The organism is Streptomyces sp. NBC_01077, from assembly GCF_045162855.1.
In the GTDB taxonomy this organism is placed as follows: Bacteria; Actinomycetota; Actinomycetes; order Streptomycetales; family Streptomycetaceae; genus Streptomyces.
This window is the reverse complement of record NZ_CP108669.1, coordinates 9,584,841-9,604,135: the sequence shown is the minus strand read 5'-3', so window position 1 is coordinate 9,604,135 and position 19,295 is coordinate 9,584,841. Positions and strand designations below refer to the sequence as shown.

Genomic DNA, 19,295 nt, shown 5'->3' with positions numbered 1-19,295 from the left:
TTGCCTTCGCGGCGTGAGGGTTCGGCTCTCTCCGCTCCTACCAGTACCCCGCCGATCGGCCACGCAGCCGGACCCCGTCCGCGCGGCTGAACTCTTTCAGCCAGAGCGGCGGCTGCGACTGAGGCCGTGAACAGGCCGCACTTCCGGTCGGCTCGAATCTCCGGTAGCAGACCGGGCGGAAGCGCCGACGACAGCGGGCGGAGGCTGTACGTGGGTTGGGTGGGAGTTGAACCCGTGACCGACGAATTACGAGGCCCCGCGAGATCATCCCGGGTGATGCCGGACCGTGCCACCGAATCCTGTTCCCCCAGTCAGCAGGTGTGGCCGCAGCCGGATACCGGCAGAGCCAACGATCGAGTACTGAAGCCCGGCACCCGTACGTTGGGCGCTCGAAGAATGAACATGCGTCAAGCCGACACGATTCAGTTGAGTACTAATTGCTCACATGCTGCGATCAGGGGGAGGGGACCTTGAGGGGTATCGGCTTCTCACGCGGCCGGTGCTTTCCGTTGGGTGAAGTCTAGGGCGGTGTCCGTGAGTGCCCTTCGCCGTCTGAAGGGGTATTTCTGCAGTGCCGCAAGGACTCAGGGAGCAGGATGGCCGTGAAGCAGGAAGTGCCTCGGCGCGGGCCGAGAGCAGGCGGCCGATGCTCGGCTGCCGGACAGAATCCGGTAGGCCTTCGATGATCGACCGATGTCCGGCGGAGTTCAACGACTGCGTTTTTCGAGAGCTGAGTTCCGTACTGTTCGAATCTCTCAGCCGGAAGGATCAGCGGGCACGCGGAACCGACTATCTGCGAGGCCTTCTGGGTGCGCACGGGCGCAGGACGATCCGGAATATTGCCGCGATCTTCGGCGATCCTGCAGCCCAGCAGGGCCTTCACCACTTCATCTCGAATTCCACGTGGGAATGGTCGCCCGTACGCCACGCGCTCGCTCGTTTTCTGGTGGAAAGGCTCCGACCGGCTGCTTGGGTGGTAGAGCCCATGATCATTCCGAAGTGGGGTGTGACTGCGATCGGTGTAGATCGTCTGTATTCCCCGGAGTCAGGTCAGGTCGTCAACGCGCAGCAGGCAATCGGCGTGTGGGCCGTGACGGAGTGGTTGAGCAGTCCTGTGAACTGGCGGTTGCAGTTGTCTTCAGCATGGCTGGAGGAAGCGGTGCGTCGTCGCGCTGGTATTCCCGAAGGCGTCGCGGGGCGCAGTCTCGGGGAGTGTGCGGTCGAGGCTGCGGTCGAGACCGGAAGCGAGTGGGGGCTCCTGGATCTGCCAGTGATCGTGGACGCTCGACAGGTCGATGTGTCCTTCATGATCGGAAGTCTCCGCCGTGCGGGCGTTCCCTTCCTGGCACGGGTACGGGACGACCTTCCGCTTGTGCCGGGCGTTCCCGGTTCGGCAACCGGCTATGCCGGTCAGCTGATGCGCGGCGCTTGGGATCGCGTGCGTCCGGTGGTTCGGCGATCGCAGCAGGGTGCGATCGCCGGTGTCGAATTGGCTGCGGTGGTCACCGGGGTCGGCATGGTGCCGGCCGGAGGGTGTGACGGTTCGGTGGTCGAAGTGTCTTTGCTGGGTGTCGGCGAGAGCCGGGAGCAGTGGCCCGGCGAACTGTGGTTGACGGACATGGTCAGCGCCCCGGTGGTGGCGCTGGCCCGGCTCAGCGCGCTGCCCCGGCGTATCGATCAGGACTGCCGTGAGGGTGCGGGCCGTCTCGGTATCCGTGATTTCGGGGGGCGGACGTACGGTGCGTGGCATCGTCATGTCACATTGGTCTCGGCCGCGCATGCGGTCTTGACGCTCCAAGAGCGTCCGGGGCGGTGGCACGCGGACTGCTGCAATCGGTAGTGCTGTGCTCACTCCGTCCGTTCGGCGATCTTAAGGGCCTCTTCGATGAGGGTCTCGACGATCTTCGACTCGGGGACGGTCTTGATGACCTCGCCCTTCACGAAGATCTGGCCCTTGCCGCTTGACCTTGTCGTCGAACTGCTTGATGTTGCCGGGGTTGACGCGGACGGCCGCGCAGTCGGCGTCGATCGCCGCGAAGACGTACTTCGGCTGGAAGTCGATGTCGGTGATCACCGGGATCTGCGACTTCCGCGCGATGACTGCGAGGGCGTCGGCGTCGTCCTGGGTGGGGCAGGCCACGCGCACGATCTGGCAGCCGGAGGCCGTCAGCTCGGCAAGCTGCTGCAGCGTGGCGCCGATGTCGGACATGCGGGTCGTGGTCATCGACTGCACGGAGAGGGGTGCGTCACCGCCGACGGCCACGCTGCCGACCTGGATCTGGCGGCTCTTGCGCCGCTCGGCGAGCCGGGTCGGGACGGTCAAGAACCGATGAAGTTAGTGGCCATCGCAATGGCCCTTCGTAATCGTGCGGGGTGCGTGGCCGGACCGGGGCAGCCGATGCCGCTCCCTTTCACGGTTCTGGGCACATGGTCTGCACAGCCTTGCGGCGAGGCCGGCGGGATGAGGAGCGTGGCACTCACCCGAGCCCCCGCACGCCGTAGGAGCTCGCCCTGCCGGCACCCTGGAGTATGCACCGTGCGATGCCGGGGCCGTCCAGGCCGGCTTCGGAGAGGAGTGCAGCGCGGTTGCCGTGGGGGATGAAGGTACGTGGCAGGCCGAGTGTGATCACAGGGGTAGCGACACCTGCGTCCTGAAACGCTTGGGTGATGGTGCTGCCGATGCCGCCTGCGCGGATCCCGTCTTCGAGGGTGACAACCAGATGGTGTCGGGAGGCCATGGACATGAGGGTCTCGTTGACCGGTTGAACCCAGCCGGGATCCACGACTGTGACTCCGAGACCTTCGCTTCTCACCGTTGCGGCTGCTTCCAGAGCAGGATGTGCGAGTGGTCCCGTGGTTATGAGCAGGACATCCTGGCAGCCCGGGGAGGTGCGGTGCAGGATGTCGATTCCGTCCACCCGTGCCACGGCGGGGACGGGGCGGCCGACGGTTCCCTTCGGAAAACGTATCACCGTCGGTCCGTCGGCGTCGTCGACGGCCTCGCGCAGCAGCTGTCGGAGCTGGTCGGCGTCTCGGGGCAATGCGATCCGCAGGTGCGGCACGGATGTCAGCAGGCTCAGGTCCCACATTCCGTGGTGAGAAGGGCCGTCGGGTCCGGTTATTCCGGCTCGGTCGAGTACGAACGTCACCGGCAGCCGGTGCAGGGCCACGTCCATGATGACTTGGTCGAGTGCCCGGTTGAGGAAGGTCGCATACATGGCCACGACGGGGTGGTAGCCGGCCATGGCCAGGCCGGCGGCGGACGTTACGGCATGTTGCTCGGCGATTCCCACGTCGAAGACCCTGTCCGGGAATCTTGTCGCCATCGGGTGCAAGCCGGTTGGCCTCAGCATCGATGCGGTCACGGCCACCACGTTGCTGCGCTGTTCTGCCAAGTCGGCGAGCTCCTGGGCGAAGATGCTCGTCCAGGACGCCGAGGTGGCTTGAGTGCGAGGAGGGGGTCTTCCGGTGTCGGGGTCGACGACGCTGACGGCGTGGAGGCAGTCTGCGTCATCCGACTCTGCCGGCGGGTAGCCTTTGCCTTTGACCGTCACGATGTGCACCAGCACCGGGCGGTCCAGGTCACGCGCTTGTGTGAGACCTTGTTCGACAGCGGCGATGTCGTGGCCGTCGAGTGGACCGAGGTAGGCGAAACCCAGTGACCGGAAGAGGTTCTGGGGTTCTTCGCCGCCATGCCTGAGAAGGGCAAGATGTCCGGCGAGTGCGCCGCAGGTGGGGGCATAGGACCGGCCGTTGTCGTTGAGGACCACGATCACCGGCCGGTCGGTCGAAGCGCCGAGGTTGTTCAGGGCCTCCCACGCCATTCCGCCTGTCAGCGCTCCGTCCCCGATGATCGCGACGACGTTCCGGTGCTGTTCGCGCGAGAGCTGGCGGGCCTTGGCCAGTCCGTCGGCATACGCCAACGCCGTCGACGCGTGCGAGTTCTCCACCCAGTCGTGCGCCGACTCGGCGCGCGACGGATACCCCGAGAGTCCTCCGCTCTGACGGAGGGAGCCGAAAAGGTCCTGCCGACCCGTCAGTATCTTGTGGACATAAGCCTGGTGCCCCGTGTCGAACAGGAGGGCATCGTAGGGCGAGGCGAAGACGCGGTGCAGCGCGATCGTCAGCTCCACGACACCAAGATTGGGCCCCAGGTGGCCTCCCGCCCGACATACCTGCGTGACCACGAAACGGCGGATCTCATCTGCCAGCCGTGGCAGGTCTGCTGCCGGCAGGGCCTGTAACGTCTCCAGTCCTGCAATTTCGGTCAGCAGGGGGAGGAGGGGCGCCTGAGGCTGTGGAGTGGATGTCATGAAATGAGCCTTCCCGTCGGCAGACCACTCGGGTCGAGGTCAGGGAACCCGTTCAGCATAGGCCGCCGCTCCAGCGGACAGCGGCGACCTGACATACATCATGGTGATTTGTGCTGGATCAGCGGATTCTTGTGGAGCATGTAACTGTCAGAGGACTCTCCGACAGTTGCACGCATCAACGCCCCGGGCAGCCGCTGCAGTGATGGCCGCGCGGGCGACAGGAGGTGTCCCCCGTGAGATCGAGCCGCGAGAGCAGCAGACATGCCTGCACCCCCTGCCAAGACGATCCCTCAACCGCTGCGCCACCTGGCCGTCATCGTGGACGGGAATCGGCGTTGGGCTCTTCAGCACGATCTTCCGGCCATCACGGGATACCGGACGGGAGGCCAGCGCGTTCTGGAGCTCCTTACCTGGTGCGACTCCATCGACGAGATCACGACAGTCACGCTGTGGTCCCTGTCCACGGAGAACCTCCGACGTGGGCAGAGCGAGCTGGCGGATCTCCTCTCCGTGATCACAGAGACGACGGAGAAGATAGCCGCGACCCAGCGCTGGCAGGTGCGTCTCATCGGCTCCCTGGACCGACTGCCGGAGGAAACCGCTCGAAGCCTCCGCGACAGCGTGCACCGAACCAGACACATCACCGGCAAGGTAGTCAACGTCGCCGTCGCATACGGTGGGCGTGACGAGATTGCGCGTGCCGTACAGAGTCTGGTTCTCGCCCGGCAGGCGGCTGGCGATCTCCTGCGCACAGTCCACCCGGAAGAGATCGGCGCCCATCTGGACACCGCAGGCCAGCCCGACCCGGACTTGGTCATCAGAACCGCGGGCGAGCAGCGGCTGTCCGGCTTCATGCCATGGCAGACCGCGTACTCAGAGTTCTCCTTCACATCCATTCCCTGGCCTGCCTTCACGCACAGCGACTTCCTCGAGGCATTGGCATGGTACCGGCGGCGCACCCGCCGCTATGGAACATGAAAGAGGGATTTCATGCCGCAGGACACTCCCTTCGACATGCCGTTCGAATTGCGAGTCAACCCGAATGCCCAGGAGGCGCATTCGCGATCGCTGCAATGGCTGGAGGACTTCGGAGTGACTTCCGACCCGAGAGCGATGAAGTCCGTGGAAGCTGCCGAGCTGGCAGCGTATATGGCAAGGAACTGGCCGGAAGCTCCGATCGATGACTTGATGGTGGGTACGGATTTCGCCAACTGGATCGTGATCTACGACGACCTGTTCGACTTCTTTCCCGGTCCGGATCCGGCGCGTGCCGCTTTCGAGGCGTGCCGGCCGTTCGTCGACGTCGTGCACTTCCGTCCCGCAACGGCCCGCGGCGGCGAGGAGGCCTTGGTCGCGGCCTTTCAGGATTTCTGGGAGCGCGAGTCGGCCCCGATGTCAGAAGCCTGGCGACAGCGCGCTGCGGACACCTGGGAGGCCTACCTGACCAGCTGCGCGCGTGAGGTGGCGCTGAGGACGGGACCGGCCGGAGACCTGCCCGGAGTGGACGCGTACGTTGCGCTGCGCAGAAAAACCATCGCCATGGAAGTGTGCTGGGATCTGTGCGAGCGGGTGAGCCGCAGCGAGCTCTCCCCTGCCTTGGCGGCCGACCCGAGGATACGGCAGCTCCGTGACGCCGCCAACGACGTGGTGTGGCTCATGCAAGACGTCACTTCCGTGGAGAAGGAAGAGGCAGCGGGCTGCCCGCTCAATTTTGTGTTCGTGCTCGAGCGGGTATGCGGGCACAGCCGCTCCGCAGCCGTACAGAGCATCCAGGCCATGCAGCATGAACGAGTCGAGGACTTCCGGCGCGCAAAAGCGGAGCTGACTGCCGTGGCTGGTCCCGCCGACGAGAACACCGCCCTGATGCAGCACATCGCCGACCTGGAGCACTGGCTCAGCGGAACGCTCGCATGGCTCCAGGAGCTCGTCGAAGGACGATACGTGAAATGAACAGGAGAACCTACATGGATGGCGGCAAGGCCCATCACCGGTCCGGGACCGCAGCAGCGCTGCCGCAGGCGGTGTGCACGCTCGGCACAGCTCCGCATCGGCTTCCGGTTCTCGGACATGCACTGGCTCTGCGCAACAGCCCCCTGGAGTTCCTGGCGTCTCTCCCGAAACACGGCGACCTTGTCGCCATCGGCCTCGGCCCATCGACCGCATACGTGACCTGCGACCCGGAACTGTCCCACCTCGTCCTACGAGACAGTACGGCGTTTGACAAGGGCGGACCGCTCATCGAACAAGCGGCGAAAATACTGGGGGACGGCCTGGCCACCTGCCCTCGCCAGGCTCACCGCCGCCAGCGGCGCCTGATCCAGCCCGCCTTCGTCGCGGAACGCATCGCCGAATACGCACAGGCCATGCCGTCCAGCATCGCGGCTGTCATGGGATCGTGGCGTGACGGTCAGGTGATCGATGCGCTTCAGGCGATGACGGACATAGCGTCACGTGTGACAGCGCACACCATTTTCTCCGCCGTTCCAGAAAGAACTATGGACGAGTTCGGAGAATGCATCACCATTACTTTCGACGGATTCTACAAGCAGATGACGTCACCCCTTCCCTTCCTGAAGCGGCTGCCCACTCCGGCAAATAAGAGATACATGCAGGCCCGGTCCCGCATGGACCAGATCGTCAGCGACACGATCACGCAGTACAGGAACTCGAAGAACGCACCGCACGGAGACCTCCTCTCCATGCTTCTGGCAGCTCACGACGGGCAGGGCGACACGCTAAGTGAACAGGAGGTGCACGACCAGGTCATCACCTTCTTCATCGGCGGAATCGAAACCGCCGCGTCCCTGCTGGCATGGGCGCTCCATCTCCTCGGCAGGCACCCGCACATCCGCCAGCGCCTGCACAGTGAAGTCGACGAAGTCCTCGACGGCAATCCGGCTTCCTGGGACGATATTCCCCGGCTGGGTCTCACCACCCGGATCCTGACGGAAACCATGCGGCTGTACCCGCCGGGCCCCTTGTTCACCCGGGTCACCACCGCCGAGACCGAACTGGGCGGACACACCTTTCCCGCAGGAACCGACATCGTCTACAGCGCCTACATCGTCCACCACCTTCCCGAGATCTACCCTTCCCCTCACCTTTTCGACCCGGACCGCTGGCTGCCCGGGACGCCACCCCCGCCCCGCGGCGCCTATATCCCGTTCGGAGGCGGAGCACGCAAGTGCATCGGCGACTCGTTCGCCATGGCGGAAGCCACTCTCGCTCTCAGCACCATCGCCGCGCGTTTCGATCTGGAACCGGACCCCCGCGTCCTGGTCAAACCAATGGTCAGAACCACCCTGAGGCCGGATCTACTGCCCATGCGGCTGCACGCACGCACTCCCCGTCGGCCATGAAGCTCCGGTATGGGAGCAGACCAGAGATCGCAAAGGGCGAGCACATGACGATGAAGGCAGTACCCCGGAACCCGGGTGGCCGGCGTTCGCACTAGGCGTCGCCCCAAGTGGGCACCCTGCCCTCGGACACACGATGGCGCTGCGCTGATACCCACTGACGTTTCTGCCATCACTTGCCGTGCGCGGCGACCTGGTCGAGATCGGACTCAGGACCCGGACCGCTTAAGAGGTTCGAGCGGTCCAGGGCGGTGATCGACTCCAGCCACATCCGGGCTGCCCGGCGCGGCCCAAAAGCGGTCCAAGGCCGGTCGCCCGAGCGCGACCGGGCAGCAAGCACCACGTCCTCGTCGACGGACAGGGCTCGCCGTGTCGCTGACCGGCGGAAACTTGCCCAAGGCATCAAACCGGTCATCGCCCGCCGCGGCATCCCACACGGCTCAGGCCTCGGAATGCACCGCTGGGTCGTCGAGCGGAGGTCAGCTTGAGGAGCCGTTTGTAGCAGCAGAGTGCGGCTGAGCTTGCCGCGCTCTATCACCAGCGGTGGGAAATCGAGAACACCCTGGACGAGATCAAGACCCACCAGGGCGGCCGACAGCTGGTCCTGCGCTCACAGTATCCCGACGGCGTCGAGCAGGAAATCTACGGATTTACTTCCTCCTCGTCCACCACGCACTGCGGGGCGTCATGCACCAGGCGGCTTGCGAAGCACGCCTCGATCCCGACCGGATCTTCCTTCACCCGCACCCTCAACGCCGCCCGCCGCCACGTCACCGCCCAGGCGGCTCTTTCCCCCCTCACGACTCAGCCGAGCCCTGACACACACCACCCATGAGCTGCTGCAACGGCTACTGCCACCCCGCAGACAACGCTCCAACCCCCGTGTCATCAAACGCAAGATGACCAACTGGCACCTCAAGCACCCCCACCACCGCAACCCGCCCCCACCACCCACTCACACCGTCACCCTGATGCCACCCACCAAACCAACCAGCAGACCGCGCCTGAAAACAATTGGGTATATGACCGTGTCCTATGTGGTGAGGCGATCGTTGGGTCCTGCATGGGGCGGGGTACATGGAGTGGGACTGTTCCGGACGGGCTGTGGGAGATCGCGAAGCCGTTGATCCCGCCGTCGAAAGTGCGGCTGCAGGGCGGCGGAACGCAAGGACACGCCCGATGAGACGCTGTTCGCCGCGAACATCTACGTGCTGGTTTCCGGTTGCGCCTGACGGGCTCTGCCGCCGTGCTTCGGGGTATTGAAGTCGACTGCTCATCGCCTGGCCGGTTCCTGATCTGGTCCAGGGCAGGCGTGTGGGGCCGACTGCACGAGATTCCGCACGACACCGCTGCCCCGGGACCGGGCTGAGCGACAGCCCCCGAAGGGCATTGCCCACTTCTCCGGAAAGCGGCGTTCTCCCTGGCGAAGGTGAGCACAATCTACTCAGTCATGAGTAGATTGCCTGCCGGAAGATATGTACTATGTCCGCCCGCGTGAATCTTGCTGGAGATGGAGGTTTGCGGAAACCTTTGCCGTGAGCGTGCATGAACGGCATGCCGGACGGGACGGGCTTGGTGCACTCAGCCTTTCATTCTTTCCGGTCTACCGCACCCTCCTGTAGTGGGAGCACTCCCCTGACCACCGCAGAGGTGGAGGAACGTCTCTATGTCCGTAAGCTGTGATCCTGACATCCCAGGCCGTCGCTATCTTATGTGCGAGCCCCGCTTCTTCGAGGTCCGCTATGCCATCAACCCGTGGATGAATGCCGGCGCCCCAGTCGACATCGCTCTGGCACACGCGCAGTGGCAGACCCTGGCCCAGGCCTACCGCGACCATGGACATACGGTCGAGACCGTGGCTCCGGTGGAAGATCTACCGGACATGGTGTTTGCGGCCAACGCGGCCTTCGTCGTGGACGGGAAAGTCTTCGGATCCTTCTTCCACGCACCCGAGCGGCGACCAGAGTCCAACGCTTACGAAACGTGGTTCAAGGCAGCGGGATTTGACGTCCACCGTCCGCACGCGGTGTGCGAAGGCGAAGGTGACTTCGTCGCAGCCGGCCAGATCATACTGGCAGGAACGGGGTTCCGCACACAGCGGTCCGCTCACCGCGAGGCACAGGATTTGTTCGGCAAGCCGGTGATCAGTCTCCAGCTGGTGGATCCCCGCTTCTACCACCTTGACACCGCACTTTTTTTTCTCGGCGAGGAGACCGGTGACAGCGATGGGAACATCGTCTACTACCCGTCGGCCTTCTCGCGGGACAGCTGTAAAGTTCTCCGCCACATCTACCCAGACGCGCTGATCGCCACAGAAGGCGACGCCGTGGCCTTCGGCCTCAACTCTGTCTCCGACGGCCGCCATGTCTTCATCGCTCCCCAAGCCCGCGACCTGACCGGTCAGCTTGCCGACCGCGGCTTCGTACCCGTCCCCATCGACCTGTCGGAATTCCGCAAGGCCGGCGGAGGTATCAAGTGCTGTACCCAGGAGATCCGCTGATGAGTAACTCCGTCGCCCGGCCCGGAATCGGGCTAGAGACACCTCCGTCCGTCCGGCTGACCCAAGCCTAGACCGGAGGGCCTGTTCGCGGGGTTTCAAGCCTGTTTTGTGGAAGGCGAGGGCGGGAACGGTCTTGACAATGCCGGGGAACTGGGTGCAGGGCCCGCGGTGGCGGATGGAGAAGATCTTCCACCCCTTCAGGCGTGCAAGGGCCCGTTCGACGGCGGCTCGGAGTGTGCCGGCCGGGCCGCCGACTGCTTCGTTTCCTGCGGATCGTTCCCCGCCAGGTGGTCTGTGCCTTGGTGCGATGAGGCCGGAGCCGAGGTGACCCAGATGTCCGATGCCCTCGCGTTCGGCGAAGACTTCGAGGGGGAGGGAGGAGGACCGGTGCCAGGCGTGCATGTTGTGACGGGGGCTAGGCACCCTATAGAGACCGCGAGGAGGTCCCCGAGAGCGACGGCCTGGAGGTCGGAGCCGGTGGCACAGTGCTTGCCGAAGACACAGCCGAGTGCCCACTCCTTGGCAGTCTCATGTCGTGACCAGAGTGCTGTCCACCAGGACGTTCCGACCGGCAGGCGCTTCGGCGGAGTCGGGAACACGGCAGGTCAGGACCTTCCCCCACCGGCAGCAAGGTTGTCCACCGCCTGCAGACGGCGGCCCGACCGATGCCGAACAGCTCCTCGGCGGCCTCCTGAGTCGGGTTCTGCCGCAGCAGGAACAACACCACCACGACCGGCCTGCACAGCCCCGGCGCCCACATCTGTCCCGCCGCCACCGGCGAGCCCTGATCGTCCACAAGCTCTCGACGAACCGGTGCCACCTGCCCGACAAGCCGATCGGAGCCCAGCCCTGCCGTGACGTTCCAGCCCAATGGCCCTGCCTCGGTGAAGACCTGATGCCGTCGCAGGCCTCAGGCCACCGAGCAGGGCCATCTTCATGATCGAAAAGAACCCCGTACAGAGGGATCGGGTACTCGGCAGTTTCTTCTGGACTGACGGGAAACTTACCGTTCGGATCGAACTACATACCGGTCTTGATGGTGATGTCGTCGTATGAAAGCTTTCCGACGGACCCACTGGCGGCGTCCCGGCCGTTGTCGGCTCCCCCGTTCACCAGAACGCTGAAATCGGGGACGATAGGAGCCGTGGAGCCGGATGTTGCAACAGCGCTGAGAGATACCGCGTCCAACATGGCCTGAGCCGAGAAAACAGAGAAGAAGGACATTCCAGCCAGGGCGACTCCCGAGAGGAAGATCACAGATTTGACGGGACTGGTTCGGGATAGGTTCATTTGGCCCTCAAAAGGTCGAATATTTTCAAGTCATCCACCGTCGGAGCCGAGACCTCGGAGGGCAGGCCCCAGACCCGACCGCCGGCCTCGCACCCTTGAATGCTGGACAGGCGACCTGAATGACAGTCCCCCAAATCGGGCGCCTGCGAAAGAGCAATTCATGCTTAAGAGACCTGGGCCAAGGGCTGATTCATAGCCGGGTTGATCATGTGGCGTTGCAGGTCAGGGGTTGTTGGCCCGAGGAGGTCCAGTGGGCGGGTGACGGGCATACAGGGAGACTTCCCGGAGTCCGGCGGCGATGCCGGGGGCCTTCGTCGCGGAGGTTGATCGCGAAGTTGCGAAGGGTAACCATGTTCTATGGTCCACGCCTGTCCGGATCTTCGAGGCTTCGGTGAACGTGGCGCCCCGACGCGATGCCCCGCTGCACTGGAGATACGCGCGATCAACTGCGGTTACGCCTCGGACGACGTCGTGCCGGTGACGGCGCGGACGGTCTGGCGGGTGACCTCGTCGGTCTTCAGGTCGGTGCGGTGCCGTCGAGCAAGTCCCTGAGCATGCCCCCGCATTGCGGACCGAGGTCGTGAAAGCATTCCTGGATACCGGTGCCACCCCGGCGAAAACGGCACGTGATCTAGACGAGCAATTCCGAAGTGATCACGATCCGGCGTGTCGATACGTCAATGGGCTATCGGATAGCCTCGGGGCCTCCGGGTCTGCTTATATGCTGCCATGACCACTGATCTCCCGGCCAACTTCACCATATCCAGCGACCCGGCTCGTCTCGACCGTGCAGTCATCCACCAGTGGCTTTCCGCAGATTCGTACTGGGCCCTGGGGCGGTCCCGGGAGAAGCAGGATGCAGCCATGGCCAACTCGTTGAACTTCGGGGTCTATGACAGTGTCACCGGCGTTCAGCTCGGCTACGCCCGGGTGGTCACGGACCGGGCCACGTTCGCATGGCTGTGCGACGTCTATATCGCTCGCGGCAGCCGGGGGAAGGGCCTGGGGCATGCACTGGTTGCCGCCGTCTGCGAACATCTCGCGCCCTACGGGCTGCGCCGTGTTCTGCTGGCCACCGCAGACGCGCACGCGATCTACGCCAGGGCGGGCTTCGTATCCCTCGAGAAGCCGGAGAAGTGGATGACGCTCGGCGCACAGTAAAGGCCGGAGCCGTGCTGGCTGCCGGGTGCCCTCACCGCACGGGCGGCCCTGCGATCCGGACAGAAAACCAAAGATCGTTCTGTGACGAATGCCCCAGACACCCTGCTACCTCACTGCACGTGAAGATCGACGACGATCCCACGGACACCCAGTGGCTGAAACCCCTCCCCGACTGGCCGGCTCCGGGCTCACCTGCCTCGCCGTCGCCCAGGCGATGCTGGAGACCTGGCCGACTGAGCCGGATACAGAAACCGCGCCGGCCATTCCCGATTCTTCTCGGGCCTACGGATACCCCGTGCGCACCCCAGCCGGTATGCCGGTCCTGTGGTCCCTTGCCAACCTCCATGCGAGACACACAAGGCATGGCGAGTCTGAGTAGTACTTACTCACGCCAGACTCACACAGCGCCGGAGAATCGGGGGAAAGGTGTATATGGGTTCACAAGCTCCTGTATGACAGTCGGGTGGTGACCGCTCGTGACCAGCCAGTCCTACCTTGCCAGGCCTCTGCTTACTTCTTCCGAGTGGGCGAGGCGGCGGGCCAAGCTGCTGGCGTTTCCGCGGCCACTGTCCTCAGACCTGCCGCCTGCCAGCCTTTCGTCACCGTCGATTCGCACCCCTGTGCTCGGTCCGAGGACTTACGGGGTGGCACTGTGGGACGTTCCGCTGCTCGCCCTGCCGGGCAGCCGGCTGGAATTCGACTACGGCGAGCCCCTGGACTGTGCTGCCCTCAGTCCCCTGGATGCCGTAGGTGCGCTTGCATCCACGCAGACGGGGTTCATGCCGCCAAGGTGTCCTGACTACCAATTTCCCGAACCTCTGTCGGCGCTGGCCTCGCTGTGCCAGTCGGCGAGCACCTTGTACTCCCAAGAGGACGCGCAGGAGTTCCGCAAGTGGGTGGAGGCAGAGAACGACGCGCTGGCCCACCGTGCCGGAACTCTGGTCAGCCTCATCCAGTCTGCGATCTCCCTGCCCCTGCCGGAGCAGGAGCTGTTGATGGTTCCGCTGATCTACCTGAATCACATGTGGCGCCAGGGCAGTCCGGTTCTTGAGGCGGCGAGCGGTCCGAGCGTGATGCCGCCGTGCTTCGATGTCCTGCTCACCGCCTTGTCTGAGTCGTCGGGGATCCTGCCCCGGTTCAATCAGCTGATCATGACGATGCGTGCATGGCAGGTCGACGGTCTTTCGGACGGCGATCGGGTGTCCTACCGTGAACTCGCCGACTTGAACCGGATCAGGCCCTATTTCTGGCTCAACGGGGTCAACCAGTCTGAACTCAACTTCTACCGCGCCTTCTTCGCCGTCGAGTCCTTCGGCATACCCATCTACGGCTGGGGAGCCCTGGCGCTGGAGTGCGCTGCTGCGGACGATGCCGAGCTGGGGGCATTCGCCTTGCGATGTGTTCACGACACACTGCGCAACGTCTACTTCTGCGTGAGGCATCTCGTACCGAAGGTGGACCCGGTGGAGTTCCGCAAGATCCAGCTCACCGGCGGCTGGGTGAACGACGACCTCAACGGGGCGGCATCGGGCTACCAGTTGCCGTTCATGCTGATGCTGGACTCGCTCTTCCAGGTCGACTATTCCCATCCAGGGGCCGCGAGCGCCCGCGCGAACGGACTGCGTTTCGTCCCGGGCCGGTGGAAGGAATTCTTCCGTTCAATCCATGACCACACTCCGGGACTGCGCTCGTGGGTGCAGCAGCGGCAACACACCGAGCTGACTGAGGCGTACCAGTCCTGTGTGGACATGTACACCGTTCATCGCACACTTCACCGGTACACGGCTGGGCAGACACTCCGGGGCGCGACGACCACCGGCCGTGCCTTTGTTTCGTCGGAACGCAACTACCGCGACTTCATGAGCGAGACGGGTGCCCTGGTGAGGGACACCGAAGCCGTCGGACTGTCAGAACAGGAAGAGCGGAGGCACTGACATGGTGACAATCCGGGTCGGAACCCAGCAGGTGCATGTCCCCGCGGGTTCGCCGCTTCTCAACGTCAGCACCGAGCACAACCTCCCCATCGTCTTCGGCTGCCGGGCCGGCCGCTGTGGTACATGCCTGGTCCAGGTGGTATCCGGATCCGCCAATCTGCGCGCGCCCACCGTCCGCGAGGAAGGGATCCTCAAGGTCGTCGACGCCGAACCCGACTGGCGGCTCGCCTGCCAGTGCATCGCCTTCGGCGACGTCCACCTGCGCTACGTCTGAACAGTGCCCGCCCGCGCCCGTGCCGGGTGCGCGTCCCTGCTGTCGTGCAGCGCCTCTCGCGCGCACGGGAGGCGAGTAAAGTGATCAAAGAATCGTCAGCTGTCGCCGACAACATTCGCAGCACATATCGCGAGAGGACCGAGAAGTCTCGCCTCATGCACGAGGATGCCAAGTGCTGGCTCCCCGGCGGGGACACCCGGACCATCAATCACTTCACGCCGTATCCGACGTTCATGTCCCATGGCGCCGGCTGCACACTCACCGACGTAGACGGCAACACGTACCTGGACTTCATCAACAACATGGGCTCGATGGTCCACGGGCATGCCCACCCGGCTCTCACGGCCGCCGCCACGGAGCAGTTCGCCCAGGGGACCGCGCTTGGCGCTCCCGTGGAGGCGCAGCAGCGCCACGCCCGGATCATGTGCGAGCGCATCACCTCAGTCGATCTCGTCCGCTATACCAACTCCGGCACCGAGGCGACCATGCTCGCGCTGCGTGCCGCGCGCGCCTTTACCGGTAAGCATGCGATCATCAAGATCGACGGCGGGTACCACGGTGTCTACAACGATGCCGCGCTCAACATGTTCGCAGGCATGCCTGGCCCCCTGATCCCTCAGCCGGGCCTGCCCGGGGAGTTTCCTCCTGTTCAGGTGCCTCGCGGGGTTCCGCCGAGCACGGGGGCGGAAGTGTTCCTGGTCCGCTACAACGATCTGGATCAGGCGGCGCAGGTCCTGGCCACGCACGCCGACCGGATCGCAGCGATCATCGTCGAACCCATGATGGGAGCCGCCGGCTGTATTCCGGCCGATGTCCATTACCTGCACGGCTTGCGCGCTCTCACCCGTCATTTCGGTGTGCTGATGATCCTCGACGAGTGCTCCACCTTCCGGCTTGGTCCGCTGCAGGAGCGCTACGACCTCAGGCCTGATCTCACCACCGTCTGCAAGATCGTCGGTGGCGGTGTCCCCCTGGGCGTGCTCGGCGGGCGAGCGGAGATCATGGAACAGTTTGACCCGACCCGGCCGGCGCCTCTGTATCACGCGGGAGCCTTCGTCGGAAACGGTCTGGCCTTGAATGTCGGCGCGACCGCTCTGGAAATGTTCGGTCCCCAGACAGTGGCCCGGCTGAACGGCCTGGGTGAACGCCTGATCAGTGAGCTTCCTCAAGTCGCACGTGACGCCGGCATCACGATGCAGGTGACGGGCATCGGCTCGCAGGCACACCTGCACTGGGGCGAAGGCCCGCTGCGTAACGCCCGCGACGTCCAGGCCCTGCAGACGGACCTGGCTGAACTCCCCGAGCTGGTCCACCTCGAACTGCTCAACAGGGGGATCCACCTCTCGCGGCGTGGCCTGTTCACCCTGTCCACGCCTATGACTGACCGGCACATCGATGTGTTCCTGGACGCGATGCACAGGACGCTGCAGAGCCTGCGTCCGTATATCGCCGAACGGATCCCCCGGCTTGTGACGGACACCGCCACCGCGGTCCCCGCCCGTGCGCCTGTCAGTACCCAGCCGGAACCAAACACTGGAGAGGAAGACACCATGAGCCATCTGAAGGAACTCGCTTCAGACCACTACACCGCCATCAACTCCGGGGACATCGATGCAGTGATGGCTCACTACGCCCCGGACGTCGAGTCGACTACCCCCAACGGCGAGCTCAAAGGCGCTGGAGCGGTCCGCATGTTCCAGGAGGTCTTCCACACAGCCGCCCCGGACGCCCGCATCGAGGCCCTGCACACCTTCGAAGACGGTGACACCGTCATCATCGAGGGCATGTACTCCGGCACCCACACCGGCCCGCTCGTCAGCCCGGACGGTACCGTCCCTCCGACCGACAGGGCGTTCAAGTTCACGTTCGTGGAAATCCTGCAGTACTCCGGCGGCCTGATCCACAGCCAGCGCCTGTACTGGGACAACGTCACCTTCCTCACCCAGCTCGGCCTGCTTCCCGGATAGAGGGGTGAGCGGCCAGCACAGTCTCCACCGCGCCACCTGCATTCATGCCGGCCTGCCGGCCGACGCACCTGGCGCGAAACACTTGCCGCAGGACATCGGCCGGAGGCAGAAACCGCGCGGAACACCGTCCCGATGCCCAGCCAGCCAGGGACGAGTGCATACCCCGTCCCACCCGCCGACAACGTCTCCTTCCCCCGCTCACACCGGCATGCGCTGGGCCGCAAGCGAGTAAAGGACACAAGGATGAATCACATTGATTTCGGCCTGTTTGACTGGCTGGACCGTGCCGACTTGCCTCCGCACCGGCTCTATGCCGAGCGCCTGCGGCTGCTGGAGGCCGCTGACTCGGCGGGGTTCTACGCCTATCACCTCGCCGAGCATCATGCGACACCTCTTGGCATGGCGCCGTCGCCAGCCCTGTTCCTCGCGGCGGCGGCCCAGCGGACACGCCAGATTCGCCTCGGCCCGCTCGCCTACGTGCTGCCCCTCTACAACCCCCTCCGGCTCATCGAGGAAGTCTGCATGCTGGACCACCTCTCGGGCGGCCGGCTGGAACTCGGTGTCGGCCGCGGTGCCTCGCCCTACGAGCTCGGGTACTACGGTGTGGACACCGGCGAGACACGTGCGCTCTTCAACGAGGTACTTGCCCTGCTGACGTCCGGCCTGACGCACTCGCGTCTCTCCTTCGAGGGCGAGCACTACCGGTTCCATGACGTCCCCATGGAACTGGAGCCCCTGCAGCAGCCGTACCCTCCGCTGTGGTACCCGACGCACAACCCTGAGAGCATCGAGTACGCGGCCGTGAACGGCTTCAATTTCGTAGGCCTCGGACCGGCAGGGTTCGTCCGCCAGCTGACAGACGCCTACTGGCAGAACTGGAAATCCAGCCTCCAGGACCGCAACCGTCTCAATGGTCACGTGACCCAGCCCAAAGCAGGGATCCTTCGCCACGTGTTCGTCGCCGACACCGAAGCCGAAGCGCGGGCCGTCACGCATGTCGCCTACGACAACTGGTTCGGCTCCCTCAACAAGCTGTGGCACTCCCACAACGATCCCAGCATGGAGCAGGTCTTCGGGTGGGATGGCGCGGTGCAGAACGAGACCATCCTGTTCGGCACACCGGCACGCGTGCGAGAGCAGGTTGCAGAGCTGCTGGAAGTGAGCGGCTGCAACTACGTCATCTGCGCGTTCGCCTGGGGCAGCCTCTCACAGCAGCAGGCCCTGCACTCGCTGCACTTGTTCGCTCAAGAGGTCGTGCCCGCCTTCGCGGACGAAGCGTTCTCCAGCTGACCCGGCTCCACCTCAGCCGCCGTGGAGCGGGCGTGAGGCCTGAAGGTGCTGAGCGCGCGGTGGTCGCTGCCGAGTTGCGCTTACGAGCTGGTGGATGATTGATCTGGAGCCTGAGCGCTGCAGGTTCGCCGGCTGGTGTTGTTGTGGCCGGAGACGAGGCTGGCGATGGCTCGAGAGGCGGCTGGTGAGGTGGCCCGTCGGTTGGCCCAATGGGTCGGCGTTCGTAGCCGGCGCGGGAGTGTTCGACGGTGATGCGCTTGGATCAGTGGTGGTCTCGGGCTCGTATGCGGCTTGGAGGACCTCTGGCGGGCTGCTTGCTGATTCTGTTTCCCTTCCCGAGCGGGTCACAGCCGGGGAGGGTGATCGCGTCGGAGCTCGGGGGATCCGTCGCCCAGGAGGACTTCCGCGTCGGGAAGCGCCGGAGGCAGACACCGATGCCTTCGTTGCGGGCGGCGGCGTCATTCATCCGCCCAGGCCGCAAGGCGTCGGCCCACAAGGGTGCGGCCCCGGTCGTCGGCGACGGTGGACTTCCTGCCCGAGACGCACGCGCGGCGTCCGCTGCGACCGGCCAAGGGTCGACGGAGCTGGACCGCGGTGGCGTCCGGCCGCAGCTCGATCCCTTCGGCCCGGGCATGGGCGAGCACATCCGCCTGCGTGCGCAACCGCGGGCCGGGCCGGGACCGCACTGCCACGCACCAGCTGGCCACCTTCCAGGCGAAGGAAGCGCCACCGTGTTGACGTGATGCGTTTCCCCGGGGCCGCGGGCGCGTTGAGCTGTGTGACGCATGTACCGGTTCGGGCACCCCGCGCCCGGACCTGCGGCCCCGGTACCACACCTCCGCCGGGGCCGCTCCGCAGATCCGCGGCTCCCTTCCCGGACCGCGCGACAGGCCGCTCCTGCTTCGCGGGCAGGACCTGCCCCGGGAAACCGTCCGTGGCGGCAGGGGCTTCGTACCGCACTGCAGGACAGGCTGCCCGGCCCGTGCTGGAGTCCTGGGGGCTGGACGAGGACCGCGTCTACGACACGCTACTGGTCATCCCGACGGACTGATCGACCACTGGGCCGACCTTGACGCAGCCTGACACCCGCCCTGCAACCTGGGAAGACACCACACCCAAACGCGCCGCGAAGACTGTGTCGTCCCGTATGAAGCCGACGGAGCCATGCGAGCGGACCAGCTCCTGCAAACCAGCACCGGCTTCGCTCACG

The 19,295-nt window shown here is 65.0% G+C and carries 12 protein-coding genes and 4 pseudogenes; 13 read left to right on the top strand and 3 right to left on the bottom strand.

Annotation, left to right across the window (positions count from 1 at the left end; all coding sequences use genetic code 11):
- The first annotated feature begins 682 nt into the window (after window positions 1-682).
- Entirely contained in the window at window positions 683-1,840 is a 1,158-nt protein-coding gene (locus OG462_RS43125) for an IS701 family transposase (RefSeq protein WP_406053877.1), read from the top strand.
- A 120-nt stretch (window positions 1,841-1,960) separates the two neighbouring features.
- Here OG462_RS43125 and OG462_RS43120 read toward each other — a convergent pair.
- Window positions 1,961-2,323 (bottom strand): annotated as a pseudogene (locus tag OG462_RS43120) (flavodoxin-dependent (E)-4-hydroxy-3-methylbut-2-enyl-diphosphate synthase); the annotation flags it as partial.
- 154 nt (window positions 2,324-2,477) lie between these two features.
- Complete coding sequence (locus OG462_RS43115) at window positions 2,478-4,313, bottom strand: 1-deoxy-D-xylulose-5-phosphate synthase (protein ID WP_406053879.1); 1,836 nt, start codon at window positions 4,311-4,313, stop codon at window positions 2,478-2,480.
- 261 nt (window positions 4,314-4,574) lie between these two features.
- Between OG462_RS43115 and uppS the strand changes: the two genes are divergently transcribed.
- The 7 genes and pseudogenes from uppS to ddaH all read left to right on the top strand — a co-directional run bounded on the left by uppS (window position 4,575) and on the right by ddaH (window position 10,169).
- A complete protein-coding gene (gene uppS, locus OG462_RS43110; protein WP_406053882.1) occupies window positions 4,575-5,291 on the top strand; it encodes a polyprenyl diphosphate synthase in 717 nt (238 codons plus the stop codon).
- Between the two features lie 12 nt (window positions 5,292-5,303).
- Complete coding sequence (locus OG462_RS43105; protein WP_406053884.1) at window positions 5,304-6,263, top strand: terpene synthase family protein; 960 nt, start codon at window positions 5,304-5,306, stop codon at window positions 6,261-6,263.
- Complete coding sequence (locus tag OG462_RS43100; RefSeq protein ID WP_406053886.1) at window positions 6,260-7,672, top strand: cytochrome P450; 1,413 nt, start codon at window positions 6,260-6,262, stop codon at window positions 7,670-7,672. Before OG462_RS43105 ends, OG462_RS43100 begins: the two co-directional genes overlap by 4 nt.
- 239 nt (window positions 7,673-7,911) lie before the next feature.
- Window positions 7,912-8,145: pseudogene (locus tag OG462_RS43095) on the top strand (IS5/IS1182 family transposase); the annotation flags it as partial.
- Between the two features lie 44 nt (window positions 8,146-8,189).
- Window positions 8,190-8,504: pseudogene (locus tag OG462_RS43090) on the top strand (IS4 family transposase); the annotation flags it as partial.
- A 228-nt stretch (window positions 8,505-8,732) separates the two neighbouring features.
- Window positions 8,733-9,070: pseudogene (locus OG462_RS43085) on the top strand (transposase); the annotation flags it as partial.
- A gap of 265 nt (window positions 9,071-9,335) precedes the next feature.
- Entirely contained in the window at window positions 9,336-10,169 is an 834-nt protein-coding gene (ddaH, locus tag OG462_RS43080; RefSeq protein ID WP_406053887.1) for a dimethylargininase, read from the top strand.
- 1,020 nt (window positions 10,170-11,189) lie between these two features.
- Here ddaH and OG462_RS43075 read toward each other — a convergent pair.
- Window positions 11,190-11,426, bottom strand: coding sequence for a hypothetical protein (locus tag OG462_RS43075; protein WP_406053889.1), 237 nt, complete (start codon window positions 11,424-11,426; stop codon window positions 11,190-11,192).
- Between the two features lie 762 nt (window positions 11,427-12,188).
- On the opposite strand from OG462_RS43075, the gene OG462_RS43070 reads away from it, so the two are divergent.
- The 5 genes from OG462_RS43070 (at window position 12,189) to OG462_RS43050 (ending at window position 18,085) form a co-directional block, all read left to right on the top strand.
- Window positions 12,189-12,620 carry a GNAT family N-acetyltransferase gene (locus OG462_RS43070; RefSeq protein WP_406053891.1) on the top strand — a complete coding sequence of 144 codons (432 nt, stop codon included), beginning with the start codon at window positions 12,189-12,191 and terminating at the stop codon, window positions 12,618-12,620.
- 644 nt (window positions 12,621-13,264) lie between these two features.
- Window positions 13,265-14,554, top strand: a complete 1,290-nt coding sequence (locus OG462_RS43065; protein WP_406053892.1) for a hypothetical protein — start codon at window positions 13,265-13,267, stop codon at window positions 14,552-14,554.
- Between the two features lies 1 nt (window position 14,555).
- Window positions 14,556-14,828: a 2Fe-2S iron-sulfur cluster-binding protein gene (locus tag OG462_RS43060; protein WP_406053894.1), complete on the top strand. Its 273-nt coding sequence runs from the start codon at window positions 14,556-14,558 to the stop codon at window positions 14,826-14,828.
- A gap of 155 nt (window positions 14,829-14,983) precedes the next feature.
- Window positions 14,984-16,795, top strand: coding sequence for an aminotransferase class III-fold pyridoxal phosphate-dependent enzyme (locus tag OG462_RS43055; protein WP_406053896.1), 1,812 nt, complete (start codon window positions 14,984-14,986; stop codon window positions 16,793-16,795).
- A gap of 243 nt (window positions 16,796-17,038) precedes the next feature.
- Window positions 17,039-18,085 carry an LLM class flavin-dependent oxidoreductase gene (locus tag OG462_RS43050; RefSeq protein WP_406053898.1) on the top strand — a complete coding sequence of 349 codons (1,047 nt, stop codon included), beginning with the start codon at window positions 17,039-17,041 and terminating at the stop codon, window positions 18,083-18,085.
- The last annotated feature ends 1,210 nt before the right edge of the window (window positions 18,086-19,295 follow it).

Coding starts and splice junctions, on each gene's coding strand:
- OG462_RS43115 (WP_406053879.1), bottom strand. CDS start 4,313: ATGACATCCACTCCACAGCCTCAGGCGCCCCTCCTCCCCCTGCTGACC.
- OG462_RS43070 (WP_406053891.1), top strand. CDS start 12,189: ATGACCACTGATCTCCCGGCCAACTTCACCATATCCAGCGACCCGGCT.
- ddaH (WP_406053887.1), top strand. CDS start 9,336: ATGTCCGTAAGCTGTGATCCTGACATCCCAGGCCGTCGCTATCTTATG.
- OG462_RS43050 (WP_406053898.1), top strand. CDS start 17,039: ATGAATCACATTGATTTCGGCCTGTTTGACTGGCTGGACCGTGCCGAC.
- OG462_RS43100 (WP_406053886.1), top strand. CDS start 6,260: ATGAACAGGAGAACCTACATGGATGGCGGCAAGGCCCATCACCGGTCC.
- uppS (WP_406053882.1), top strand. CDS start 4,575: ATGCCTGCACCCCCTGCCAAGACGATCCCTCAACCGCTGCGCCACCTG.
- OG462_RS43125 (WP_406053877.1), top strand. CDS start 683: ATGATCGACCGATGTCCGGCGGAGTTCAACGACTGCGTTTTTCGAGAG.
- OG462_RS43055 (WP_406053896.1), top strand. CDS start 14,984: ATGCACGAGGATGCCAAGTGCTGGCTCCCCGGCGGGGACACCCGGACC.
- OG462_RS43060 (WP_406053894.1), top strand. CDS start 14,556: ATGGTGACAATCCGGGTCGGAACCCAGCAGGTGCATGTCCCCGCGGGT.
- OG462_RS43105 (WP_406053884.1), top strand. CDS start 5,304: ATGCCGCAGGACACTCCCTTCGACATGCCGTTCGAATTGCGAGTCAAC.